This window comes from Legionella resiliens, assembly GCF_021344005.1.
Taxonomy (GTDB): domain Bacteria; phylum Pseudomonadota; class Gammaproteobacteria; order Legionellales; family Legionellaceae; genus Legionella; species Legionella resiliens.
Genome location: NZ_JAJTND010000001.1, coordinates 805147 through 830483, shown reverse-complemented (window position 1 = coordinate 830483; position 25337 = coordinate 805147). Strand labels below are relative to the sequence as shown.

The following is a 25337-nucleotide window of genomic DNA, read 5'->3' as shown; positions in this document are numbered from 1 at the left end:
AGTAATTATAACGAAAAAAAGGCGCAGAAAATTGCGCCTTTATTTAAAGTATCTTTTATAAAAGTACATTTCTATTTCTAAAGAAATGTATTTGCTCATCAATCAATAAGAATCTCTAAGTTCCAGAGATTGGATCAACTTTTGATAGCGAGCATCATCGTTTCGCTTTAAATATTTTAACAACTTACGACGCTTATTAACGAGTTCTTGTAGCCCACGTCGAGAATGAAAATCTTTTTTGTGTTCTTTAAAGTGCTCGGTTAAATATTTGATACGGCTTGTAATGATCGAAACCTGAACTTCAGGTGAACCTGTATCTGTATCAGAACGCTTATATTCTTTAACAATTGCTGCTTTATCCGCGCTGCTTAGCGACATTATACACTCCCGGAACTACTAAGTATTCATTTAAAGGCGAACATTCTACCAAGGCATGTCCAACGAAACAAGTACTGAAATTTATTTTTGTGCAAAAAATTTCATATTTAGTTAGAATATCTCATTTACACTTCGAAAAGATTAAAAAGAAAGTAATCGTTTCGCTTTAATAGTACCTTGCGTATTTCGTTCGCCTAACCCAATAAATTGTGCTTCTTTATCATAAAGACGAACACAATCTGTTATTTCTACCTCTAGCTTATTTGTTACTACTCTGCCTTGGCGAATTGCGAGCAGTTCATCATCTGAAAGGGTCACTGGCTCAAAATGGTCAACTGCTCGATCCATAGGAATTAAGCATGCAACTCTCTCCGACATAGACATACTCTCTAATTCGTCTAGCGAATACATAGGCATATTTTCTAAACCAGATGTATGCACTCGATGCAACTGCGTCACATGAGCCCCTACACCTAAAGCATCGCCAATGTCTTCCACTAAATTACGAATATAGGTTCCTTTGCTGCACGTCACAGTTAATGAAAATTGAATTCCATCGAATGCGTTAAGTTGTAAATTACTAATCAGGATCTCACGTGCTGTCCTTTCAATGTTGATCCCTTTTCTGGCTAAACGATAAAGAGGAACACCATTGTGCTTTAACGCGGAAAACATAGAAGGAATCTGCTTTATATAACCTGTATGCTGCATCAATACGTGAAGCAAACTTTCCTCGGAAATGGTGAATGCTTCCGCACGAGCAATTACCTCACCTGTTGCGTCAGCAGTATTGGTTTTGATGCCTAATAGACCGATAGTCTGATAACATTTATCTGCATCGAGCAAAAACTGACATACTTTAGTTCCTTCACCAAAACAAAGAGGCAACATTCCAGTAGCGAGAGGATCTAGACTTCCAGTATGCCCTGCTTTCTGCGCTCCCAATAGTTTTTTTGCCTTTTGGAGTGCCGTATTTGAGGTCATTCCTTCCGACTTATTCAGCAGCAAAATTCCATCTTTTATTAAAGGGTTAATCGCGTTCATTATCATCAGAGGATGGCGGATTCACTTCATCGATGAGACGACTTAAGCGTTGTCCATATTCTATTGATTCATCATATACAAAATGAAGCTGGGGAACTGTCCGCAAAGTAATGCTTCGCGCCAAAGCACTGCGCAAATAACTCGCAGCAGCATTTAAAATAGCTACTGCTGTTTTTTTATCATCGTTAAGGACAGTAAAATATACTTTGGCATGTCCCAAATCAGCAGCAACTTTGACTGCTGATATGGTCACGAAACCTGTTAAGCGCGGATCTTTTACTTCTTTAGGTATTATTTGAGCTAGTTTGCGCTGAATCATCTCAGCGATACGATCTGTACGTTTAAAATTATGCCCCATGTTTATAAATCACGCTTAATTTCTACTGTTTCATACACTTCAATAAGATCACCTGGTTTCACGTCATTGTAATTTTTGACTCCAATGCCGCATTCAAACCCTTGGCGAACCTCTACCACGTCATCCTTAAATCTTCGTAATGACTCCAAAGTTCCTTCATAGATTACCACATTGGCGCGCAGCACACGAATAGGGTTATTTCGCTTAATAACACCTTCAACGACCATACACCCAGCAATCGCACCAATTTTTGGTGATTTGAATACATCCCGAACTTCTGCAATACCAATAATTTCTTCTTTGAATTGCGGCGCAAGCATTCCAGTTAATGCACCTTTAATCTGATCAACAATATCGTAAATGACACTGTAATAATGTAGTTGCACTGATTCATGTTCCGCTAATTTCTTAGCACTGCTATCTGCTCTAACGTTAAACCCAACTAAAATTGCACTAGATGCTATAGCCAAGTGAACATCAGATTCAGTGATACCACCAACACCACTTGAAATAACTTCCACCTTAACTTCATCTGTAGATAACTTCACTAAGGCATCTGAAATGGCTTCCAGAGAACCCTGAACGTCTGCTTTAAGTACAACGTTAAGCACTTTGGACTCACCAGCAGCCATATTTTCCATGATGCCTTCAATAGTTGATTTCTGACGTCTGGCTAGTTTTACATCACGGAATTTACCTTGACGGAACAGGGCAACTTCTCTGGCTTTTTTCTCATCAGGAACAACAACTGCTTCATCTCCAGCATGAGGAATTGCTGATAAACCAAGAACCTCGACTGGAATTGATGGACCAGCATAATCAACCATATCTCCATTATCACCAACAAGAGCACGTACGCGGCCATATTGGAATCCGGCAAGCAGGATATCTCCTTTATGGAGCGTTCCACTCTGTACCAATACCGTTGCTACAGGGCCTCTACCTTTATCCAAACGTGATTCTATGACAACACCTTTAGCGGCACCATCAGTAACTGCGGTCAGTTCTAAAACTTCAGATTGTAACAATATTGCATCAAGCAGATCATCAATACCCACACCTGACTTCGCAGAGATATTGATAAACATGGTATCACCACCCCATGCTTCTGGAATGACTTCATGTCCTGTTAATTCATTCATGACACGTTCAGGATCCGCATCTGGCTTGTCCATTTTGTTAATTGCAACAATAATCGGCACCTTCGCTGCTTTCGCATGTTGAATTGCCTCTATAGTTTGCGGCTTCACTCCATCATCTGCAGCAACAATCAAAATAACAATATCCGTGACCTGTGCACCTCGAGCTCTCATCGCTGTAAATGCAGCATGACCTGGGGTATCTAAGAAAGTAATATCGCCCTTGGGTGTACTCACGTGGTATGCACCAATATGTTGCGTAATACCACCAGCTTCACCAATAGCAACTTTAGTGCGGCGAATATAGTCAAGTAGCGAAGTCTTCCCGTGGTCCACGTGCCCCATAATTGTAACTACAGGTGCTCTAGATTCTGTATGACTGCCTTTAGTAATGGACTCTCCTAGACCTAGTTCAATGGCATCTTCTTTAATGATTCGTGCTTTATGGCCCATCTCTTCTACTACAATAACCGCAGTTTCTTGGTCAATAACCTGGTTTATAGTCGCCATTGCTCCGAGTGACATCATCACTTTAATGACCTCAGCAACTTTTACAGACATTCTTTTTGCTAACTCAGCAACAGTGATGGTTTCGGGTACCAAAATTTCTTTTACTACAGGAGCAGTGGGTAATGCAAAACTATGTTTTAATGATTCTTCGGCTTCTCTTAATTTGTCTGACTTCTCAACGCCTTTACGCTTTTTAAATTTACTACGCCCGCCGCGTCTATGTATTTCTTGCTCTTCTTCATCTCGATCATAAGCGGATTGATATTTAGGTTTTTTCTTCACTTTTCTAAAGTCTGACGCATCAGATTCAACTACTTGTTCTACATGCTTCTTTTTAGATGGCTTTTCCAGTTTGTGATCTTCTTTTTTAGGAAGTTCTGCGATTTCTTCAGGTGTGCTTGTTTTTTCAAGAGATTCTTCACTATGGGATCCCAGGTGCTCTTTAGTCCCCTCATCCCCTGGCTTCTCTGCCGATTCGAGTTGCTCTTTTGCTTCAACTGCCTCAATAGCTGCAGCAGTTTCCCCAACATGTTCCTCTGTCTCAGGAAATGTTTCAGATACAGATTGAGTTTCAGAAACAACTTCAGCAGGATGTTGCTCGAGTACACTCCGATTTTCTTCAGGCATAACATCAGGTTCTTCAATTTCAGGTTGCTCTACTATTGGGGTACGTTTTACAAATACCTTTTTCTTACGTACTTCAACATTCACAGTTTTTCCACTATGAGCGTCATGGCCGACAGTAACCCGTGATAAGCTTTTCCTTCTCAAAGTAATTCTTTCCGGCGAAACATTGACATCACGGAGAGAAGTTCTCTTCAAATGATTAAGTAGGATCCGTTTTTGCTCTTCATTCACAGTCTGTTGGTCATCAGAAAAAGACAAACCTGCTTCCTGTAACTGGTTCAATAAGCGTTCAACCGGAATACCAACGACTTGGGCTAATTGTTTAACCGTCACATCCGCCATATTTTAATCCCCTTTCAGCAGTTATATTCGCTATTTAAGAACGAACTGCATATTTGCACTACATTAATTTATAATAAATCCATAGCCTTATAAAAACCATGGTTCTCTGGCCTTCATAATTAAAGAACCGGCCTTTTCTTCAGTCATTCCTTCAATTTCCAACAACTCATCGACAGATTGCTCAGCTAAATCCTCCATGGAAGTAATTCCCTTCGAGGCTAATTTGTTAGCTAACTCGTTAGTCATGCCTTCCATTGAGAGTAGCGATTCGTCAGGTGAGCCAGATAGCTCTTTTCCAGAAGAAAGAGCCATAGTGAGTAACTTATCGTTTGCTCTATTTCTTAATTCTTCAACAATTTCTTCATCAAATTCTTCTATAGCAAGTAATTCTTCCTTAGGCACATAAGCAACTTCTTCAAGAGAAGAGAAACCATGCGCTACTAGTAATGTAGCAATTTCTTCATCAATTTCCAGTGCGGAAGTAAATAATTTAACAATTTTACTTGACTCTTCCAAATTTTTATTTTCAAACTCGTCTGTAGTCATAACGTTCAAGGTCCAGCCAGTTAATTGACTTGCCAAACGAACATTTTGACCATTTCGACCAATTGCCTGAGAGAGTTGATCTTTTTCTACAGCCAGATCCATAGTATGTGTATCTTCATCAACAACAATAGAAGAAATTTCTGCTGGAGCCATCGCATTGATCACTAACTGAGCCGGGTTATCATCCCATAGAATAATATCCACCCGTTCCCCGCCAAGTTCACTGGAAACAGCCTGAACTCGAGCACCACGCATACCTACACAAGCCCCTACAGGATCAATTCGTCCATCATTGGTTTTAACTGCAATTTTAGCCCTATTTCCTGGATCACGTGCTGCAGCTTTAACGTCAATAACATTCTCGCCAATTTCTGGAACCTCTATGCGGAAAAGTTCAATAAGCATTTCATTACGTGTCCGGCTTACAAACAACTGTGGTCCACGAGCTTGAGGTGTGATCTCATATAAGTAAGCACGAACTCGATCATTTGGACGAAACATTTCATGCGGCAACATCTCACTACGTGGTAAAAATGCTTCTGCTTTACCACCTAAATCGATAATAATATTATCGCGAGTTACTTTCTTAACAGTTCCATAAATCAGCTGTCCTAACTTGCTTCTGAATTGATCAATGACTAGCTCACGCTCCGCCTCTCTAACTTTTTGCATAATAACCTGGCGCGCCGTTTGGGCTTCAATTCTTCCAAATTCAATTGATGGTATTGATTCTTCTATGCGATCACCAGTTTTTGCGTCTGGATTGCGCTCTTTTGCTTGTTCAACAGTTAATTGGCGCTCAGGATGCTCTAGCTCATCCTCATTAACTACATCCCAATACCTGAAGGTTTCATACTCGCCTGTACGAGGATCTAACTTAATTCTTACACCTATATCCAAACCAAAGATCTTGCGAGTTGCAGACTCCAGTGCGGCCTGAATGGCAAGTATAATAACATCTTTACTTACACCTCTTTCGTTTGATAACGCCTCTGCAACCAGTAACAATTCTTTGCTCATTGTTCGCCTCTCTATACTGTCAAATTTGCTTTCACAATATTTGAAAAAAGTAACTCTTGATCTTCGTTATTTATGTTAAGTACTAAAGAATTTTCAGATGCTGAGACAATAGTACCTATTAATTTACGTTTACCATTTACCGGCTTAAAAGTTTTTACTTGTACTTCATGTCCTATATAACGTTGATATTGCCACCTTTTAAATAAAGGCCTTGGAATGCCGGGTGATGACACTTCCAAACTGTAATTTCCAGAAATAGGATCTTCCACATCAAGCAAAGCGCTCACTTGATGACTTACTGCTTCACAGTCTTCGATTCCTATTCCAGCAGCCTTATCAATATATATGCGCAATAAGGAATGCCTACCTTGTGAAAGATATTCACATCCCCAAAACTCATAGCCCATATCTGTAATCGTAGGAGCTAACAAATGTTCCAATTCATCTTGTATCATAGTATTAACAAACTAAAAAGGGCACGTATGCCTAATACAAATACAATAGGGTAACCTGAGCTTGGACAAGGACTAAACTCTGGAAGTGTTATCTTTAAAGCAATTAGTTCCGAGCGTGACCTTGGCTTTACTGGGCTACTACTATCAGTGCAGTTACAAATTATACATAATAAAAAACCCCATAAATGGGGTTCAAAATAAGTGGTAGCGGGGGCAGGATTTGAACCTACGACCTTCGGGTTATGAGCCCGACGAGCTACCAGGCTGCTCCACCCCGCGTCAACTGATGGCAAGTATACTGAGAGTCAGTACTCTTAGCAAGTACTTTCGCTTAAGATTATAAATAAATATATATTCTATATGATAAAAACGAACAATTTTCTCATGCAGAAGCAAATTACTCTATTTTAGGGCTTGGTTACAATTCGCTAGAGTAAGCCGCAAGCCTTGATTATCGAGCATATAAGCCAGGCATATATATATGCCTCCATCAAGGCCTCGCGAAAGAGAGTAGGATTGCATACAGGCCCTAGGTCCCAAAAGCATTAATGCAAGCTACAATTAAGGCACTGGGAAAAATACCTAAATAAAGTAGCGACAAACAGTTGAGGGAAAGTATTAAAACATTTCCTTTATTCATAATTACAGGATCAACCTGTATGGGTTTATCGAAATACATGATTTTAATAACTCTTAAATAGTAATATGCACCAATTACTGTAAAGAATAAACCAAGCACTGCAACCCATGTCATTTGAGCATCAACTAGGGCTTTGAGAACAAGTAATTTAGTAAAAAACCCAACAGTGGGTGGAACACCTGCAAGTGAAAACATAATAATTAACATCAAAAATGCAAGCCAAGGGTTTCTTTTGTTAAGTCCTTTTAAATCATCGATATTGTCAATTTCCATTCCTTGTGTAGACATTAAGACAATTAGACCAAATGCAGCTGCAGAAGTTATTCCGTAAACTAAAATATAGTAGAGTGCGGCTGAATAGCCCGCGTTCGTAGCGGCTAAAATACCAAACAGAGCATATCCTATATGTGATATTGCTGAATAAGCCAGTAAGCGTTTTATACTGGTTTGTACCACGGCAAATAAATTACCCAACCCTGTTGAAAGCAAAGTAATTACCAGTAGAATTTGTTGCCATTGCGCGCTAATATCTACCAGACCAATAGTTAACAACCTAAAGGTCATCCCTACTGCTGCAATCTTTGGTGCAGCACTAATAAATAAGGTAACTGAACTTGGAGCCCCTTGATATACATCGGGCGCCCACATATGGAAAGGAACTGCTGCCAATTTGAATGCAACCCCAGATAGGATAAAAACCAAGGCAAACACAAGCAATGTGTTTTGCTGCTGCCAGTTCGCAGCAATTGCATTTGCAACGTCGAGTAAGTCCAGTTTTCCTGTTGCTCCATAAATTAGGGAGATACCGTACAAGAGCATGGCAGATGCGATTGAGCCCATTACAAAGTACTTCATTGCCGCTTCAGAAGCATCACCATCAGTTCTTCGAATAGCCGTCATGGCATATAAAGGTAATGACAATAATTCCAATCCCAGAAAAATAGTGAGTAACGAATGTGCTGAAACTAAGAACATCATTCCCAAGGTAGAAAACATTCCCAAAATATAGTAATCACCAGCAGGCATTTGACGTTCATCTATGTAGTTTCTTGAGTAAATAAAGCTCAACAATACTGAAAGGTATATAAAAAACTTCATTAAATTTGCAATATCATCGCTGATAAATAGACCATTAAGCGTAATTACCTTAAACGTACCAATATAGAGGAAACTAACAACAGCAGCTAAAACCAAACCGATACAGGATATAAAATAGGCTATTGATTTACACCGATCCCGCAAAAATAAATCAGCAAGCAATGCAATGCACGCTGCGGTTAACAGGATTATTTCCGGAAGGGCTACGTGGATATTTTCAAGTAATGCTGTCATATTGATTAACCTTGATTACAATTTTGATTGACTTGCTAATGCCAGAGTATGGCTTACTGTTTGATGTATATATTCCAACATTGGCTTAGGATAAACGCCCATAGCGATAACCATCAAAGCAAGTAGGATATAAGCACTTAACTCATAGCCCGTAAGATCTTTTAACGCTGCAACTTTTTCATTTGCTACAGGGCCAAAAATAACACGTTTGTACATCCATAGATTGTATCCAGCTGCTGTGATGAGCGTAGTCGCCGCCCAAAATGTTACCCAGAAACCTGCTTTAATGGAGCCTAGAATTACCATAAATTCACCAACAAACCCAGAAGTACCTGGTAATCCTGCATTCGCCATACAGAAAAGCATAAAAAACGATGCAAAGATTGGCATGGTATTCACTATTCCGCCAAAATCTGCTAACCGTCGGGTATGCATACGATCATAAATGTAACCTACGCCAGCAAAAAGAGCACTTGAGACAAAGGCATGAGAAATCATGACCACAATTGCACCTTCCAAAATTAGGCCAGCGGCGCTCAATCCTGTTTGTTTTGCAATTGCAAAAATGGCAAAAGAACCCAATGTCACAAATCCCATATGTGAAATTGAAGAGTATGCAATTAAACGTTTCATATCTTTTTGGATGATTGCAACCAGGGCAATATAAACGACTGCAATTAAAGACAAGGCTATCATTATGCCAGCATAACGGCTACAGGCATCGGGGACAATAGGTAAAGAGAAACGGATAAATCCGTAAGCACCGAGCTTTAATAAAATTGCTGCTAATACTATTGAGCCACCTGCTGGAGCTTCAGTATGCGCATCAGGCAACCAGGTATGTACTGGAAACATGGGTATCTTGATTGCAAAACCAAGGAAAAATGCAATAAAAATCAGTGTTTGAGCAGTCATTCCCAGTTTAATTGCATAAAATGCTTCAATATTAAATGTACCTGCTATATAGCCCATATATAAAAAGCTAGCCAACATGAGCACAGAGCCTAAAAAAGTATATAAGAAAAATTTAATTGCGGCATAGACGCGATTATCTGATCCCCAAATACCAATAATTAGGTACATTGGGATTAGTGTAGCCTCCCAAAACACATAAAATACGATTGCATCCAACGCGGAGAAAACACCAACCAATAATCCCTGCATAATTAAAAATGCAGCCAAGTATTGAGAAACTCTATTGGTAATACTCTCCCAGGTTGCCAGTATCACAACCAAATTCGTAAAGACAGTAAGAACAATCAAAAGTAAAGACATTCCATCGATACCCAAGCTATAGCTAATTCCTAAAGCGGGCATCCATTGGAATTCCTCCAAATATTGCATTCCTAATACTTTAGGATCAAAACCTGCAACAAGAGGAATACAAAGTAGCAAGCAAAGTATTATGGTAAACAAAGCCAAATAACGCGAAATATTCGGGCTACGATCGTCTCCAGCGAGAAGAACAAAAACACCGCCTATTATCGGTAACCAAATTAGTAAATTGAGCAAATAATGCATACCTTCACCCTATATTCAGCCGAGTACCAACCAGCATAAAAATCCAAGCAATCCAAAAACCATTACCGCTGCATAATGATACAGATAACCGCTCTGTATCACACGACCTTTAGCTGAAAACCATCTAATAAGTCGACTGCCGCCGTTAACAACCAAACCATCGATCAACGTTTGATCACCCACCCTGTAAAACGCAGTTCCTATGCCCTTAGAACCTTTTACAAAAAATAAATTATTAAACGCATCAAATCCATATTTATTCATCAGTATTTTGTAAATGAGTGAGAAATAACGTGCCAAAAATCCCGGAATCGAAGGAACAGCGATATAACAAAGCCAAGCAATAAAAATCCCCGCTATAGTAATCCAAAAAGTAAGTGAAAATACTGAATGCAACATACTTTCAAACGGAGAAGTAACTTCATGAGCGAGTTCCGCCAGAACATTATGTTGAGGCAGAACAAACAGAGAGGAGCCTAAAATAGTTGGATTATCAAAAAGCATTGGCATATACAACACATAACCCAACATAATTGAAGGAATAGCAAGTAAAACAAGCGGCAACCATACGACCCATGGGGACTCATGCACATGACTTAAGGTATGTGCATCCATGCGTGGCTTACCATGAAACGTCATAAATAACGATCTAAAGGCATACAGCGCAGTAACTCCCGCACCAACAACTACACAGAAATAGGCATAGCTGCTACCAGGGATCTGTGATAACTGAGCCGCCTCAATAATAGTATCTTTTGAATAAAATCCCGCAAACGGAGGGACAGCACACAGAGCCAGGGAGCCAATTATGAAAGTCACATACGTAATTGGCATTTTATTCCATAAACCACCCATTTTTCGCATATCTTGTTCATGATGCATTCCAATGATTACTGAACCAGCACCAAGGAATAAGAGTGCTTTAAAACATGCATGTGTAAGCAGGTGAAACATCCCTGCGCTATAAGCAGAAGCACCCATTCCAACCATCATATAACCCAGTTGTGATAACGTTGAATAGGCTACAACACGCTTAATATCATTCATAACCAGGGCTAAAATACCTGTAAACAGTGCTCCGGTTGCACCAATAACTAGAACCACACTTAATGCCGTGGTGGAAAATTCAATTAGAGGAGAAATACGTGCAATCATAAATACCCCGGCGGTAACCATGGTTGCAGCATGAATCAATGCGGAAATAGGCGTTGGACCTTCCATAGATTCTGGTAACCATACATGCAGTGGGACTTGCGCCGATTTACCCATAGCACCAACATATAAAGCCAAACAAATCACTGTAACTAAGGACCAGGGATGTCCGTGGAATAGTTCAATATTTTGACTTGCCAGGTAGCTTACACTTTTGAAAACAGTTTCATAATCGATACTTCCGGTATATGCAAAAATCAGAGCTATACCTAATAGAAAACCAAAATCGCCCACTCGGTTCACGATAAATGCTTTAAGGCTACCTTCAATCGCTGATTCCTTTTGGTACCAAAATCCGATAAGCAAATAAGATACTAACCCTACACCTTCCCAGCCAAAGAATAATTGTAGAAAATTGTTGGCACTTACTAACATAAGCATCATGAAAGTAAATAGAGAAATGTAGCTAAAAAAGCGTTGGTAACCATCGTCATCTGCCATATATCCAATACTGTAAATATGTACCAGCAAAGAAATAAAATTTACAGTAACCAGCATAACCACGCTAAGAGGGTCGATCAAAAAACCTATATTGAATTCAAACGGGAGTATTAAACCACCGTTAGCCCAATGATAAACCACTGTACTTTCAGTTGAAATAGCTCCTGAGAATAGTTGCCAGGCAACATGCAACGATATTACAAAAGAAATTGCAACTCCCAAAATGGTAGCTGTATGGGCTCCAACTCTTCCGATTTGATTACGGAAAAAACCGGCAATTATGGAACCTGCCAAAGGAGCTAAAACGATTATTAGACAAAGTTGTTGGATACTCACAATGTTAACCTTTTAAATGATTCATCTTATCAACGTCAATATTGCCTCTATTTCTAAAAAGCAACATCACTATGGCTAATCCTATTGCTGCTTCTGCGGCAGCAACTGTTAAAATAAAAAAAACAAAGACTTGACCACCAATTTCATTATAATAATGGGAAAATGCTACGAAATTAGTATTTACGGCAAGCAACATCAATTCGATACATACGAGCAATAAAATGATGTTTCTACGATTCATCATTATGCCGATAAGACCAAAACCGAATAAAATCGCACCCAGAATCAAATAATTATTAACAGGTATCATATAGAATTCCCCAACCTTATTTCTCTGCTTTCATACTAATTAATTCAACCCGGTCATTTCTACGTGTCAGAATTTGTTGTTTTACATCCTGCCTTTTCGATTTTCTGGGACCTCTATGTACTAAAGTAATTGCAGAAATAATTGCAATTAACAACAGCGCAGCTGCAATTTCAAAAGCCAGGAAATAATCGGTATACAAAACCAAACCCAAGGCTTCAGTATTCGATACGGGCTGTGCTTCAGGATTATTTTGCTCTGCATTAAATGATTGCACGCTCGTGATTTCGTTGGTTTTTGTTTCAACATTAGCCTTAAATGTACCCGCAGGAATAGATACCATTAACAGCCCTGTTAATAAAGCAACCAGAATTAAGCCAAAAGGTAAGTAACGTCGGTAATGACTCTTAATTATTTCAACATCAATATTAAGCATCATCACAACAAACAAGAACAGTGTCATCACGGCGCCTACATATACCAACACTAAAATCAATGCGAGAAACTCTGCTTGGGCAAGTATCCATAATACGGCACTCGCAAAAAAAGTAACTACAAGAAACAAAACGCTACGGACAGGATTGTCTTGAATAATTACCATAAACGCAGCACCTACTGCTATAGCCGCAAAAACATAAAAAATAATTTGAATTAGTAATTCATGCATACTTTACCCCGTTATCGGTATTTTTCATCAGCAGCTCTATCTGCTGCAAGTTTCGGCTCCAGCAAATCACCAAGCGCAAGGAGCTTCTCTTTGGTCATAATATTTTGACCTCGTTCACTGACATGGTAGTGATGTACTGGCGTAACAACTATGGAATCTACAGGGCAAGATTCTTCACATAAACCGCAATTAATGCATTTAAACACATCAATATCGTATCGCGTTGTTCGACGCGATCCGTCTTCACGTTCTTCTGATTCTATGGTTATTGCCAGTGCAGGGCAAACTGCTTCACATAATTTGCACGCAATGCAACGTTCTTCACCATTGGGATAACGGCGTAAAGCAAGTGCTCCTCTAAAACGGGGAGAAATCGGGGTTTGTTCCTCTGGAAACTGTACCGTTATTTTTTTCTTGAAAAAATATTTACCAGTTAGCTTTAAACCCTGCAATAATTCTATGAAAAGAAAACTGCGTATGTAGTATTTAATATATTGATATGCTTTTTTCATCGGCTTCTCTATTAATCATTAAAACCAAGGTTTAACATGTGTAACCACCATTAACGCAGTTACAATAATCCAAACAATGGTGACCGGAATGAGTACCTTCCAGCCTAAACGCATAAGCTGGTCATAACGATAACGAGGAAAAGTAGCTCTTATCCATAAATACACATACAGGAAAAAGCAAACTTTTACGATTAACCAAACAAATCCGGGTACAACAAAAAATATGTTCTCTAAAAATGGAATCCCTTCAAACGGCGACATCCAACCACCCAAAAACAGGATGCTGAGGAGTACAGAAATAAGGATCATGCTCGCATATTCGGATAAGAAGAACAGTGCAAACCCTATCCCAGAATATTCCACATGGAATCCTGCAACAATTTCGGACTCACCTTCAGCCAAATCAAAAGGTGCTCTATTTGTTTCAGCGATTCCTGCAATCCAAAACACAAAAAATAGTGGAAGCAGGGGAATAAACCACCAATGTAAAATCCCGCCTTTTTGTGAATTAACAATATCCGTAAGATTCATACTGCCTGCAGCCAGAAGTACGCCTACTAAAGCAAAACCCATAGCAATCTCATAGGATACAGTTTGCGCAGTACTTCTTAGAGCACCAAACATCGCATATTTGGAGTTAGACGCCCACCCAGCGATTAAAACGCCATAAACTCCAAGTGAGCTCATTGCAAAAATATAAAGAACTCCCGCATTAATATTTGCTAAAACTATCCCTTCCTGAAAAGGAATAACTGCCCAACCTGCCAAGGCAGGAACCAAAGCAAACAACGGTGCGGCTATAAAAAGATATTTATTGGAGCGTGTAGGTATAATAATTTCTTTAGTAATTAACTTTATTAAATCCGCAATTGGTTGGAGCAAACCACGTACACCCACACGATTGGGTCCTATACGTGCTTGTATGTAGCCAATAACCTTACGCTCTGCATAGATTAAATATGCGACACATAGTAGCAATGGTACTACGATTACTAATATTTTAATGATGATCCAAATTAATATGCCAATATCTTGCAGCATTTTTTTACCTGCCTAGCGCTTAATAGTTATTGCAGCAAATGAATGACCCAAATCAACTGTCTCAGGCATCGCGTTTGCTACCCATACAACATCCGCCGCAATGCGTTCATCACGTTTAAGCGGCAATGTTATCTCAATATCTCCCTGAGATACAGTAGCAATATCGTCTAATTTCAATCTATCTGCTGTTATAGGATTGATACGTATGCATGCTGATTCAGCGGCGGCGCATAATTGCAGCTCTTTGGCGTTTCTAACAATCGCATCACTGCGATAGAGTGGCCACTCACCTACTCGAATCAATGATTGATTCATTAGAGGCAGGCTCTCAGGATAATAGGGTTTATAATCTTGCTCCATTGTGATTGCAACACTATTTTTTATTTCTGACAAGATATCTTCAGTTGACAGATATTCAAAGCCATCACAATGTAATAAGTTACCGAGCACTCTCAATATTTTCCATGCAGGTCGAGATTCACCATGAGGAGCCAAAGCACCTTTTACTGTTTGCCAGGTATTATTAATATTAATATATGTCCCTGAGGTTTCAGCATAGGGTGCCATAGGTAAAATAACATCGGCATAATCATGCATTGATTCATGATTATAAGCAGACATTAATACAACAAACTCCGCACCCAGCATTGACTGTCTTGCACCATAAGGATTTGCAAAATCAAAACCAGGTTCTACTCCCATTAAAAAATAGGCTTTAAGTTTACCGTTCAGTGCTGCCTGCACATCCAAACCTGGAGTAGAGTCTGTTTTGCCGGCAGTGGTTCGGTGAGGAACCATACCCGCCAACCACGCACCTGCCGTGTTTGCACCCTGAGTGAGCCTTAAAACTTTGGCTCCGCTTAATTTCTCGATATGGAAAGCTAATGTACGCAATAAAGAAGCTTCAGGATGATTTTCGCAAAGAGCGCCAGTAATTAAGCATGCTTTTTCTTCTTTCAATGCTTTGGCAACTCGTTGAATTGCTTTATCTGCTTCAAGACCTATCAATAATTTTTGTACTTCTGTAGGTAATTTCTTTATATCGCCGGCCAGTGCTAAAGCAAGCTTGGCAAGTTGCATTGGCATTTCTAAAGGTGAAATAATGAATCGATCACTTAAATCAAAACGATATTCGAAATCTACTGGATTTATAGCGTAAATTTTAGCTCCATTGCGAGCAGCTTTACGCACTCTTACACCAGCTAGAGGCACTTCTCGATCAATGTTACATCCAACAAGCACAATTGTATTTTGTAATTCGACTTCTTCATAAGGTAATGAATTTTTTGGTGTCGTACCCTGATGCTCCTGATCTTTGAAATCTACTTGCTGCAATCTGTGATCAAGATTATGAACCCCGATGTCACGCATTAATTTTTGCAACAAATACATTTCTTCCAATGTAGAGGAACTTGAGGAAAAAGCCGCTACTTGCTCAGCACCATTTTGTTTTATAACGCGAGCCAGTCCTTCTGCAGTAAATTTCAGAGCAGTTTCCCAATCGACAACTTCCCATTGTCCATTACGTTTAATCTGGGGTTGGCTGGCTCTTAACGGACTATTTAAACCCAAATAACTAAATCGGTCCCGGTCAGCGAGCCACGTTTCGTTAATTGCCTCATTTTCTTTAGGAACAATACGCATTAACTTGTTTCGACGCGTATGCAAGTAAATATTTGAACCGAGGCAATCATGTGGCGCTACCCCATCATGTTGGGTGAGTTCCCAGGCTCTCGCAGTAAAGCGAAAGGGTTTTGAAGTTAACGCACCAACAGGACATAAATCGATAATATTACCCGAAACCTCTGATTTCATGCTGTGTTGAACATAGGTCCCAATTTGCATGTGTTCGCCGCGCCCTGTTGCACCTAACTCTCTTAATCCGGCAATTTCCTCACCAAATCGAACGCAGCGAGTACAATGGATGCAGCGAGTCATTTCAGTTGAAATCAGCGCACCTAAATTATCATCGTCTACGGAACGTTTGGTTTCTGTATATTGTGATTCACCCGCACCATATCCCATGGATATATCTTGAAGCTCACATTCTCCGCCCTGATCGCAAATTGGACAATCTAGTGGATGGTTAATAAGCAGGAATTCCATGACTACTTTTTGAGAGTGCAGTGCTTCTTTCGATTTGGTAAAAACCTTCATCCCATCGGTAATTGGGGTTGCACATGCAGGAACTGGCTTGCGGCCATTTTCTACTTCAACTAAACACATGCGGCAATTTGCAGCCACAGATAATTTTTTATGATAACAAAAACGTGGGATATGAATACCTGCCTCATCGGCAACTTCGATGATCATTTTCCCGTTTTCTGCTTCAAATGTCTTACCGTCGATTTCAATAGTAGTAGTCATGGTCAAACCTTTTAATTATGCTGCGACGATCGAGCGTTTATGCTTAACGAAGTATTCAAATTCGTCGCGGAAATGCGTAACAAAACTTTGTACAGGCCAAGCTGCTGCCTCACCGAGTGCGCAAATAGTGCGTCCTTCGATATTATTCGCAACATTGACTAGCTTTTCTACATCCCCAGGTTCCCCATGGCCTTCTTTAATACGGTGTAATAATCGGACTAGCCAGCCTGTACCTTCACGACATGGAGTACATTGACCGCAGGACTCATCCATATAAAATTCAGAAATACGGTATAACGCATCAACCATACAGGTTGTTTCGTCCATAATAATTACCGCACCAGAACCTAACCCTGAACCTGCTTTTTGGATGCTGTCATAATCCATATCAAGTTTCATCATTACATCGCCAGGTAATACACGCATGGACGAACCGCCAGGAATCACTGCTTTAATTTTCCGGCCCTTAATCACTCCACCAGCTAACTCAAGAAGCGTTTTAAATGGTGTTCCCAACGGGATCTCGTAATTTCCTGGTTTATTGACATGACCGCTCACACTAAAGCATTTAGTTCCACCATTATTGGGCTTACCGATTTTTAAAAACCACTCGCCACCTTTTTCCATAATGACCGGAACAGAAGCAAAAGTTTCTGTGTTATTTATGGTTGTAGGTTTTCCATATAAACCATAGTTAGCAGGAAATGGAGGTTTAAACCGCGGCTGACCTTTTTTCCCTTCTAGGGAATTAAGCAATGCAGTCTCTTCACCACAAATGTAAGCGCCTGCACCCAAATGATTATACAAATCAAAATCAATGCCGGAGCCTAAAATATTCTTACCAAGCAAACCTGCCGCATAAGCCTCTTTCAATGCGGCTTCTGTACGCTCATAAGGTAACCAAAATTCGCCCCGGATGTAGTTATACCCCACAGTTGAACCCATGGTATATCCAGCAATCGCCATTCCTTCAATAAGTTGATGTGGATTTAGGGCAAGTATTTCCCGGTCCTTACAAGTACCTGGTTCGCCTTCGTCAGAATTACATACCACATACTTCTGTACCGGACTATTACGGTTCATAAAACTCCATTTCAATCCGGTTGGGAATCCTGCTCCCCCTCTACCTCGCAAAGCAGAGGTTTTTAATTCATCAATAATTGTCTGTGGAGAAGTTTGCTCTTTTAATATTTTTCTCCATGCACTGTATCCACCAACACTTTCATAAGCAGATAGCGTCCAAGGCTCTGGTAGATGAAATGTTCGATAACAAACTTGATTTAATTCAACCACGGTAACCACCTCTATCTTTTATTGGTATTCTTCCAACACTTTATCTATAGATTCAGGAGTCAGATTTTCATGATAATCCTTGTCCACCTGCATCATTGGTGCGTTAACACAGGCACCTAAACATTCAACAGATCTTAAAGTAAAACGTCCATCATCTGTGGTTTCGCCCAGCTTTATGTCCAATTTTTTTTCCAAATAGTTAACAATTGCGGCTGAGTCACGCAGCATGCAGGAGATATTGGTACATACGTTTATCGAATGTCTGCCAACCTGCTTGTGTTCGTACATAGTGTAAAAACTAGCTACCTCATATACGGCAATTGTAGGCATGTCGAGATAGTCAGCTACAGCATCCATTAATTCGGTCGTTAGATGACCATGCTCTTCTTGGACAATGCGCAGAGCACTCATTACGGCTGATTGCTTTTGATCTTTTGGATATTTTGCTATCCAATGATCGATGTCCTTTATTCTTGGAGCTGACACCAATTGATGTAATATTTTTGCTGAATTATCAGACATTTCTAAACCTTTATTAATTTAAATTACAATTTTCTGGAATGTCATTTTAATAATCGTAAGAACTGACATGTCACAAATTAACGATCAATTTCACCAAATACTATATCCTGACTCGCTAAAATAGCGACCCCATCAGCAATCATATGTCCTCGAGTCATTGCATCGTAGCTGGACAGATGAGCAAATCCTGGAGCACGAATTTTCAGTCGATAAGGTTTATTAGCACCATCTGAAACCATATAAATACCAAACTCACCTTTTGGTGCCTCAACCGCACTATAGACTTCTCCTCGCGGCACACAAAAACCTTCAGTGAACAATTTGAAGTGATGGATTAATGATTCCATATCTTCTTTCATTTCGACACGACGGGGTGGGGTAACCTTGTGATCATCGAGGCGAACAGGGCCGGGATTCGCTCTGAGCCATTCGATACATTGTCTAATGATGCGATTTGATTGTCTTAGTTCTTCAACGCGAACCAAATAGCGGTCATAACAATCTCCGGTTTTACCTACTGGAATATCGAAATCCACGCGATCATATGCCGCATAACTTTGCTTTTTACGTAAGTCCCATGCGATACCAGAACCACGAAGCATTGGTCCTGTAAACCCCCATTGCAAAGCTTCTTCGGGTGAAACAATACCTATGTCTACAGTACGTTGTTTCCAAATTCTGTTATCGGTTAGCAATGTTTCATATTCATCGACACAACGAGGGAACCGTTCCGTAAATGCCCAGAGAAAATCAAGCAAGCTACCGCTTCGATCTTCATTAAGTTTTTCAACTTCCCGCTCATTATGCCACCTCGATGCCTTATACTTAGGCATCGTATCAGGTAAGTCCCGAGCGACACCACCTGGTCTATAATAGGTAGCATGCATTCGTGCTCCTGATACTGCTTCATAGCAATCAAATAAGTCTTCGCGCTCTCTGAAGCAATATAGAAATACTGTCATCGCACCGATATCCAGGGCTATAGCACCTAACCATAATAAATGGTTCAAAATGCGAGTTACTTCATCAAACATGGTACGAATGTATTGAGCACGAATTGGGGCTTCTATGCCTAAAAGTTTTTCTATTGCGCGCACATAAGCATGCTCATTACACATCATAGACACATAATCGAGTCTATCCATATAACCAATGGATTGAATGTAAGGTTTTGTTTCTGCTAATTTTTCTGTAGCACGATGCAACAAGCCTATATGGGGATCCGCACGAACTATGGTTTCACCTTCAAGCTCAAGAACTAAACGCAAAACTCCGTGCGCGGCAGGATGTTGTGGACCAAAGTTTAAGGTGTAATTCTTTAATTCAATCATTATTCGCCCCTTTTCTCACCAATATACCGGTTATCATTACGAATAACCTTGGGCACTAAAACTCTGGGTTCAATATCTACTGGAGCGTATATGACCTTTTCAAATTTTGCGTCATAGCGCATTTCAACATGACCACTGAGTGGGAAATCTTTACGAAATGGATGTCCAATAAATCCATAATCTGTCAAAATACGTCTTAAATCAGGATGTCCCTCAAATAAAATGCCATATAAATCATAGGCTTCGCGTTCAAACCAATCTGCGCCTTTCCATAAATGATGTACTGAGGGAACAATTAAATGAGACTCATCAACGAACACTTTAACACGTAATCGGCGATTCAATTTCGTAGAAAGTAAATGATATACTACAGCAAAACGAGGTTTATTCAGCGCATAAACTTTAGTATCTTGACGTTCTACCCCGCGAGAAAATCCACTTTCAGTCGCTGAATCAGTTTCCCAATCATATTCACCGTAAAGCAAATAATCCACAGCGCAAAGATCAATAAGCTGATCAAAACAAAATATCTCTAGATCACGTAGCTCCAACATCATTGCTTTTAAATTTGATGCATCACACTCAATGGTTACCTCATCATACGCGACAGTAATATCTTTAATTTGAGTCGCTAGTTCCGTTTTGAGTTGTTCAACCAAATAATCATTTTTTGTCATCTATTTGCACCTTTGATGAGCTTAAGCTTCTAAGATTTTTTTATGCCTGATTTTGTTTTGTAATTGAATAATGCCATACAACAGCGCTTCAGCAGTTGGAGGGCAACCTGGCACATATACATCGACTGGAACAATACGATCACACCCTCGAACTACAGAGTAAGAGTAATGATAATAACCACCCCCATTCGCACAAGAACCCATGGAAACAACCCATCGTGGTTCAGGCATTTGATCGTAAACTTTGCGCAAAGCAGGAGCCATTTTATTGCATAAAGTACCAGCAACTATCATTACATCCGATTGCCGTGGGCTGGGGCGAAAAATAATTCCAAACCGGTCTAAGTCATAGCGTGCTGCACCTACGTGCATCATTTCTACTGCACAACATGCCAATCCAAAAGTCATAGGCCACATAGAACCACTACGTGCCCATCCGAGAAGTTTTTCGACTGAAGTCGTTACAAAGCCACTTTTTTGCAATTCTGCAACCGCCATAGCTAGCCTCTAAGCAGTTAAAATATTAATAAAAAATACCCACTCCTGATTGCTTCCTTCTTTATGAAGTTGCATCAGAAGTGAATTTAATGCCTGTTTACAATTCGTTGGGTTGAGTCGCAAGGCCTTGATTTTCGAACACCGAAGCGAATATACGCTAGTATATGCAACGCATCAGAGTACAGAAAATCGAGTCCTTGCGGTCAAAACAAGAGAATTGTAAAACAAGCTCTACTTCGCACCTGGATTATTCCCAATCTAGTGCGCCTCGTTTCCATTCATAAATAAAGCCAATTACTAATAATCCTAAAAATAACATCATTCCAGCAAAACCAAACCAACCAATTTTGCGCAAAGCTAAAGCCCATGGAAAGAAAAATGCGGTTTCCAAGTCAAAAATAATAAATAATATTGCAACCAGATAAAAGCGAACATCAAATGGAATATGGGAACTCTCAAATGCACCAAATCCACATTCGTAAGGAGCGTTCTTGGCACTATCAGGATTGTGCTTTGAAAGAAGAGAGCCAGCCCCTAACATTGCCAAGCCCAATGCCAATCCGATAATTATGAAAATAAGAACAGGTAAATATTGAGATAGCATTTTTTCACCATTGTACGGATTAAAATGGTGCCGAAGGCCGGACTCGAACCGGCACGGCTTTCGCCACCGCCCCCTCAAGACGGCGTGTCTACCAATTCCACCACTTCGGCAATTCTTTATTATTAATAATTATTCATTCCCAATCTTCTCTATATTCAAGTGCAGAGGAAGATATTTTATTTATTTTTTCTTACCATTATCTACTGGTACTGGAATTGAATTCGCAGGTACACTGTTTTGTTGAGGAATTATTTGCTGATCCGCCTTTTGATATTGAACAGACACCAAATAGGATAACAATAAACTGGTGATGAAAAAGGTCAGCGCCAAACCACCGGTTAGTTTAAATAAAAAACCACCTGTTCCCTGGCTTCCAAATAAGGTATTCGAAGCTCCAGATCCAAAAGCCGCACCAATATCAGCACCTTTACCATGCTGGATAAGGACCAAGCCTATTAAGACTACAGCAACAATTACATGAATCATTAATATCAATTGATACATTTCACAATTTCCACAAACTGTTTCGCGTTCAACGATGCACCGCCAACCAGGCCACCATCTACATCGGGCATGGCAAATAAAGCCCTGGCATTGTTTTCGTTTACACTCCCTCCATAAAGAAGCGGTAAACGCTGAGCATCGCTATGATTTATCTCTGCAATCAGCTTTCTAATAAACTGATGTACTTCCTGTGCCTGTTCTGGTGATGCAGTTTTTCCTGTACCTATTGCCCAGACGGGTTCGTAAGCTATAACACAATCACGAAAACAATTTTTATCGTGTTCACTTACCGCAAGCAGTTGCTTAGCAATTACTTGTTCTGTTTGACCCTTTTCGCGTTCAGCAAGCGTTTCACCGACACAAAGAATCGGTATCATACCATGTTCTTTCACATGGTGGAATTTTTGCGCTACAAAATTTTCATCTTCATGAAGACAATGTCTTCTCTCAGAGTGTCCTACCAAAATATAACGACAGTTAAACTCCTTTAACATAGGTGCAGATATCTCACCAGTGTAGGCACCAAAATCCTTTGGATACACATTCTGGGCGCCTATATTAATTATACTCTCAGCAAGAATATCTCTAACTTGCGGAATATAAATCGCAGGTGGCATTACAATTACGTGCACATTGCCAATAGAATAAAGTAACTCTTTAAGTTCATTACTTAATTGAATTACCTGCTGCAGCTGTCCGTTCATTTTCCAGTTGCCAGCAACTATCTTGTGTCTCATCAGATGCCCCTTCATTTTCAACTGCGGACTATACCCAAACTAATTGCTGATGTGTAGTCCTATTGTGATTTTTTTATCAAATGGTTCAGTTGATATGTCTGATTTATCACTAAATGTTTAAATTCCTCTCAATCTGACTTATATCATCACATAGCTTTTGCGCGTGTCGTTTCACCATAGACTCATCCAGGCCCTCTACCATAACACGTAATAAGGGTTCAGTTCCTGAAGGTCTGAGCAACACTCTTCCTTCTCCATTTAGACTTGATTCTAAAGCCCTCACTATTTCAACTACTTGTGAGTGTTCTGCGAGTAAGGTTGCATAATTGGTTTTTAAATTCACTAAACTTTGTGGTAATAGATTGATGCCCTGAATTAATTGCTGAAGCGTTTTACCCTGCTTAACCATAATTGATAATACTTGTAAGGCAGCAACTATCCCATCACCTGTTGTAGTTTTATCCAAGCAGACGATATGTCCCGAAGTTTCCCCACCTATTTTCCAATCTTTTTCCCGCAAGGCTTCTAAAACATATCGATCGCCTACCCGAGTTCGGACAAAGGGAATGCCTAAACTCTTAATAGCGATTTCCAGCCCATAATTGCTCATCTGGGTACCAACTACACCACCGTTTAGTACGCCTCGCTGATGCCTGTCTTTGGCAATAATATAAAGGATTTGATCTCCATCAATTAAACGACCATCCGAATCAATAAGGATGACACGATCGCCATCACCATCTAGGCCGACACCAATATCTGCTCCAGTACTTATGACCTTTTGTCTTAGCAGTTCGGGAGAGGTTGAGCCACAATCCTCGTTAATATTAAAACCATCAGGACGATTTCCAATGGAAATAACTTGGGCTCCGAGTTCAGAAAATACGTTAGGGGCAATGTGATAGGTCGCACCATTCGCGCAATCAACTACAATTTTCAGCCCCGATAACCGCGTTAATGACGGAATAGTGGATTTACAAAACTCTATATACCGTCCACTTGCATCATTAATTCGTGTTGCCTTCCCTAAATTCTGAGAAGGTACGGTTTGCATTTTCGTTTCCAGTTCAGCTTCAATTGCCAGCTCAACACTATCAGGTAATTTACCTCCTTCAGAGGAAAAAAACTTGATTCCATTATCTTCAAACAGATTATGGGATGCACTGATGACAATCCCTGCATTTGCTCTAAGTGTTTGGGTTAGATAAGCTATAGCTGGTGTCGGCATAGGTCCAAGCAAAGCAACGTCAACACCAGCAGCGGACAGTCCTGCTTCAAGAGCAGATTCCAACATATAACCCGATACCCTTGTATCTTTTCCAATCACTACTTTTTTGCGTTGGCCATTGGCAAGGACTCGACCAACTGCCCAACCCAGTTTCAATACAAATTCAGGGTTAATATTTGATAAACCCACGTGTCCGCGTATACCATCCGTACCAAAATATTTACGTTGACTCATCCTTAACCACCTCTTATCAAGAATTTTTAGCCCGTATGAGCTGATATGTTGGCCTTCTCTATCGTGGCAATCATATGCAACGCTTGATTTGTTTCATCGACATCATGCGTTCTAATGATCCCAGCACCTTTCAGTGCAGCATAAACTGCGACCGCTATACTTCCTATTAAACGCTCATCCACTCCTTTAGCAAGAATTGCTCCAATAGTGCTTTTGCGTGATACCCCTAAAAGCAGAGGCATTTTAAATGTTGCAAAGCTATCAAGATTTTTGACTAAGAGCAAATTATCTTGTACTTGTTTTCCGAATCCAAAGCCCGGATCCAAAATTATATTGTTTCTTTGAATACCGACACGATCACACTCTGTTATGCGCTCTATAAAAAAACGCTTCACTTCAGTAAGCACACCATCTGGATAATATGGGTTTTGTTGCATATTATGGGGTGCTCCTTGCATATGCATCAAACAAACAGGAACGGCTAGTTTTGCAGCCATTTCGAGAGCCCCTTCAGTGCGTAGGGCATAAATATCATTAATTATGTTGGCCCCAGCACCCACAGCAGCTTCCATTACTTCGGGTTTATTTGTATCGATAGAGATACAAATATCTGAACTAATACGAATTTGCTCAATGACAGGAATGACCCGGGTCAATTCTACATCAAGTGGAACATACTGTGCACCTGGTCTGGTAGATTGCCCCCCAACATCGATTAAATCAGCTCCTTGACTTATTAGGTGGAATGCCTGTTCACAAGCCCTATCCGGAGATAAAAATTTACCACCGTCGGAAAAAGAATCCGGAGTGACATTCAAGATGCCCATAATTAATGGTTTTTCTGATAGATTATCTAAAGAAGGTTGGCGTTGACGCTCAAGCCAACCTGAAAATTGCTTTGAATTCACCTGCGT

The 25337-nt window shown here is 40.1% G+C and carries 23 protein-coding genes, 2 tRNA genes and 2 pseudogenes; all 27 read right to left on the bottom strand.

All coding sequences use genetic code 11. The features are described from left to right. Positions 1-102: 102 nt before the first annotated feature. The 27 genes and pseudogenes from rpsO to folP all read right to left on the bottom strand — a co-directional run bounded on the left by rpsO (position 103) and on the right by folP (position 25331). Entirely contained in the window at positions 103-378 is a 276-nt protein-coding gene (gene rpsO, locus LXO92_RS03580) for a 30S ribosomal protein S15 (protein ID WP_182351376.1), read from the bottom strand. A gap of 141 nt (positions 379-519) precedes the next feature. Beyond that, complete coding sequence (gene truB, locus LXO92_RS03575; RefSeq protein ID WP_182351375.1) at positions 520-1422, bottom strand: tRNA pseudouridine(55) synthase TruB; 903 nt, start codon at positions 1420-1422, stop codon at positions 520-522. Next, complete coding sequence (rbfA, locus tag LXO92_RS03570; RefSeq protein ID WP_182351374.1) at positions 1409-1780, bottom strand: 30S ribosome-binding factor RbfA; 372 nt, start codon at positions 1778-1780, stop codon at positions 1409-1411. The genes truB and rbfA overlap by 14 nt, the downstream gene beginning before the upstream one ends. Before the next feature lie 2 nt (positions 1781-1782). Continuing rightward, positions 1783-3801: pseudogene (infB, locus tag LXO92_RS03565) on the bottom strand (translation initiation factor IF-2); the annotation flags it as partial. Positions 3802-4049: 248 nt separating this feature from the next. Further along, positions 4050-4398, bottom strand: a pseudogene (locus LXO92_RS17255) (translation initiation factor IF-2 associated domain-containing protein); the annotation flags it as partial. An 87-nt stretch (positions 4399-4485) separates the two neighbouring features. Next, on the bottom strand, positions 4486-5964 hold the full coding sequence (nusA, locus tag LXO92_RS03560; protein WP_182351372.1) for a transcription termination factor NusA: 1479 nt from the start codon (positions 5962-5964) through the stop codon (positions 4486-4488). A gap of 11 nt (positions 5965-5975) precedes the next feature. Continuing rightward, positions 5976-6419, bottom strand: coding sequence for a ribosome maturation factor RimP (rimP, locus tag LXO92_RS03555; RefSeq protein WP_232890391.1), 444 nt, complete (start codon positions 6417-6419; stop codon positions 5976-5978). A gap of 202 nt (positions 6420-6621) precedes the next feature. Then, positions 6622-6698 (bottom strand) — tRNA-Met (locus LXO92_RS03550). A 250-nt stretch (positions 6699-6948) separates the two neighbouring features. After that, the gene (gene nuoN / locus LXO92_RS03545; RefSeq protein WP_182351370.1) at positions 6949-8391 is read right to left on the bottom strand and encodes an NADH-quinone oxidoreductase subunit NuoN; all 1443 of its coding nucleotides are present in this window, start codon (positions 8389-8391) and stop codon (positions 6949-6951) included. A gap of 15 nt (positions 8392-8406) precedes the next feature. Next, a complete protein-coding gene (locus tag LXO92_RS03540) occupies positions 8407-9912 on the bottom strand; it encodes a complex I subunit 4 family protein (protein WP_232890390.1) in 1506 nt (501 codons plus the stop codon). Positions 9913-9927: 15 nt separating this feature from the next. Next, on the bottom strand, positions 9928-11901 hold the full coding sequence (gene nuoL, locus LXO92_RS03535) for an NADH-quinone oxidoreductase subunit L (protein WP_182351368.1): 1974 nt from the start codon (positions 11899-11901) through the stop codon (positions 9928-9930). A gap of 4 nt (positions 11902-11905) precedes the next feature. Beyond that, on the bottom strand, positions 11906-12211 hold the full coding sequence (nuoK, locus tag LXO92_RS03530; protein WP_019232919.1) for an NADH-quinone oxidoreductase subunit NuoK: 306 nt from the start codon (positions 12209-12211) through the stop codon (positions 11906-11908). Positions 12212-12227: 16 nt separating this feature from the next. Beyond that, positions 12228-12875: an NADH-quinone oxidoreductase subunit J gene (locus tag LXO92_RS03525; RefSeq protein ID WP_182351367.1), complete on the bottom strand. Its 648-nt coding sequence runs from the start codon at positions 12873-12875 to the stop codon at positions 12228-12230. A gap of 11 nt (positions 12876-12886) precedes the next feature. Continuing rightward, positions 12887-13387 (bottom strand): NADH-quinone oxidoreductase subunit NuoI, encoded by a 501-nt coding sequence (gene nuoI / locus LXO92_RS03520; protein WP_182351366.1) that lies wholly within the window; start codon positions 13385-13387, stop codon positions 12887-12889. A gap of 18 nt (positions 13388-13405) precedes the next feature. Beyond that, positions 13406-14428 (bottom strand): NADH-quinone oxidoreductase subunit NuoH, encoded by a 1023-nt coding sequence (nuoH, locus tag LXO92_RS03515; RefSeq protein WP_058516489.1) that lies wholly within the window; start codon positions 14426-14428, stop codon positions 13406-13408. A 12-nt stretch (positions 14429-14440) separates the two neighbouring features. After that, positions 14441-16795 carry an NADH-quinone oxidoreductase subunit NuoG gene (gene nuoG, locus LXO92_RS03510; protein WP_182351365.1) on the bottom strand — a complete coding sequence of 785 codons (2355 nt, stop codon included), beginning with the start codon at positions 16793-16795 and terminating at the stop codon, positions 14441-14443. A gap of 15 nt (positions 16796-16810) precedes the next feature. Further along, positions 16811-18088, bottom strand: coding sequence for an NADH-quinone oxidoreductase subunit NuoF (nuoF, locus tag LXO92_RS03505; RefSeq protein ID WP_182351364.1), 1278 nt, complete (start codon positions 18086-18088; stop codon positions 16811-16813). An 18-nt stretch (positions 18089-18106) separates the two neighbouring features. After that, complete coding sequence (nuoE, locus tag LXO92_RS03500; protein WP_232890389.1) at positions 18107-18610, bottom strand: NADH-quinone oxidoreductase subunit NuoE; 504 nt, start codon at positions 18608-18610, stop codon at positions 18107-18109. A 77-nt stretch (positions 18611-18687) separates the two neighbouring features. Continuing rightward, the gene (locus LXO92_RS03495; RefSeq protein ID WP_182351362.1) at positions 18688-19941 is read right to left on the bottom strand and encodes an NADH-quinone oxidoreductase subunit D; all 1254 of its coding nucleotides are present in this window, start codon (positions 19939-19941) and stop codon (positions 18688-18690) included. Next, the gene (locus LXO92_RS03490) at positions 19941-20618 is read right to left on the bottom strand and encodes an NADH-quinone oxidoreductase subunit C (RefSeq protein WP_182351361.1); all 678 of its coding nucleotides are present in this window, start codon (positions 20616-20618) and stop codon (positions 19941-19943) included. Before LXO92_RS03490 ends, LXO92_RS03495 begins: the two co-directional genes overlap by 1 nt. 21 nt (positions 20619-20639) lie before the next feature. After that, entirely contained in the window at positions 20640-21116 is a 477-nt protein-coding gene (locus LXO92_RS03485) for a NuoB/complex I 20 kDa subunit family protein (RefSeq protein WP_182351360.1), read from the bottom strand. A gap of 247 nt (positions 21117-21363) precedes the next feature. Continuing rightward, complete coding sequence (locus LXO92_RS03480) at positions 21364-21720, bottom strand: NADH-quinone oxidoreductase subunit A (protein WP_058516495.1); 357 nt, start codon at positions 21718-21720, stop codon at positions 21364-21366. A 25-nt stretch (positions 21721-21745) separates the two neighbouring features. Next, positions 21746-21830: transfer RNA gene (locus tag LXO92_RS03475), tRNA-Leu, on the bottom strand. A 70-nt stretch (positions 21831-21900) separates the two neighbouring features. Then, the gene (gene secG / locus LXO92_RS03470) at positions 21901-22224 is read right to left on the bottom strand and encodes a preprotein translocase subunit SecG (RefSeq protein WP_182351359.1); all 324 of its coding nucleotides are present in this window, start codon (positions 22222-22224) and stop codon (positions 21901-21903) included. Next, positions 22212-22961 (bottom strand): triose-phosphate isomerase, encoded by a 750-nt coding sequence (tpiA, locus tag LXO92_RS03465; protein ID WP_182351358.1) that lies wholly within the window; start codon positions 22959-22961, stop codon positions 22212-22214. The genes secG and tpiA overlap by 13 nt, the downstream gene beginning before the upstream one ends. 109 nt (positions 22962-23070) lie before the next feature. Then, positions 23071-24423 (bottom strand): phosphoglucosamine mutase, encoded by a 1353-nt coding sequence (glmM, locus tag LXO92_RS03460; protein WP_182351357.1) that lies wholly within the window; start codon positions 24421-24423, stop codon positions 23071-23073. A 26-nt stretch (positions 24424-24449) separates the two neighbouring features. Next, positions 24450-25331: a dihydropteroate synthase gene (gene folP, locus LXO92_RS03455; protein WP_182351356.1), complete on the bottom strand. Its 882-nt coding sequence runs from the start codon at positions 25329-25331 to the stop codon at positions 24450-24452. Positions 25332-25337: the final 6 nt, after the last annotated feature.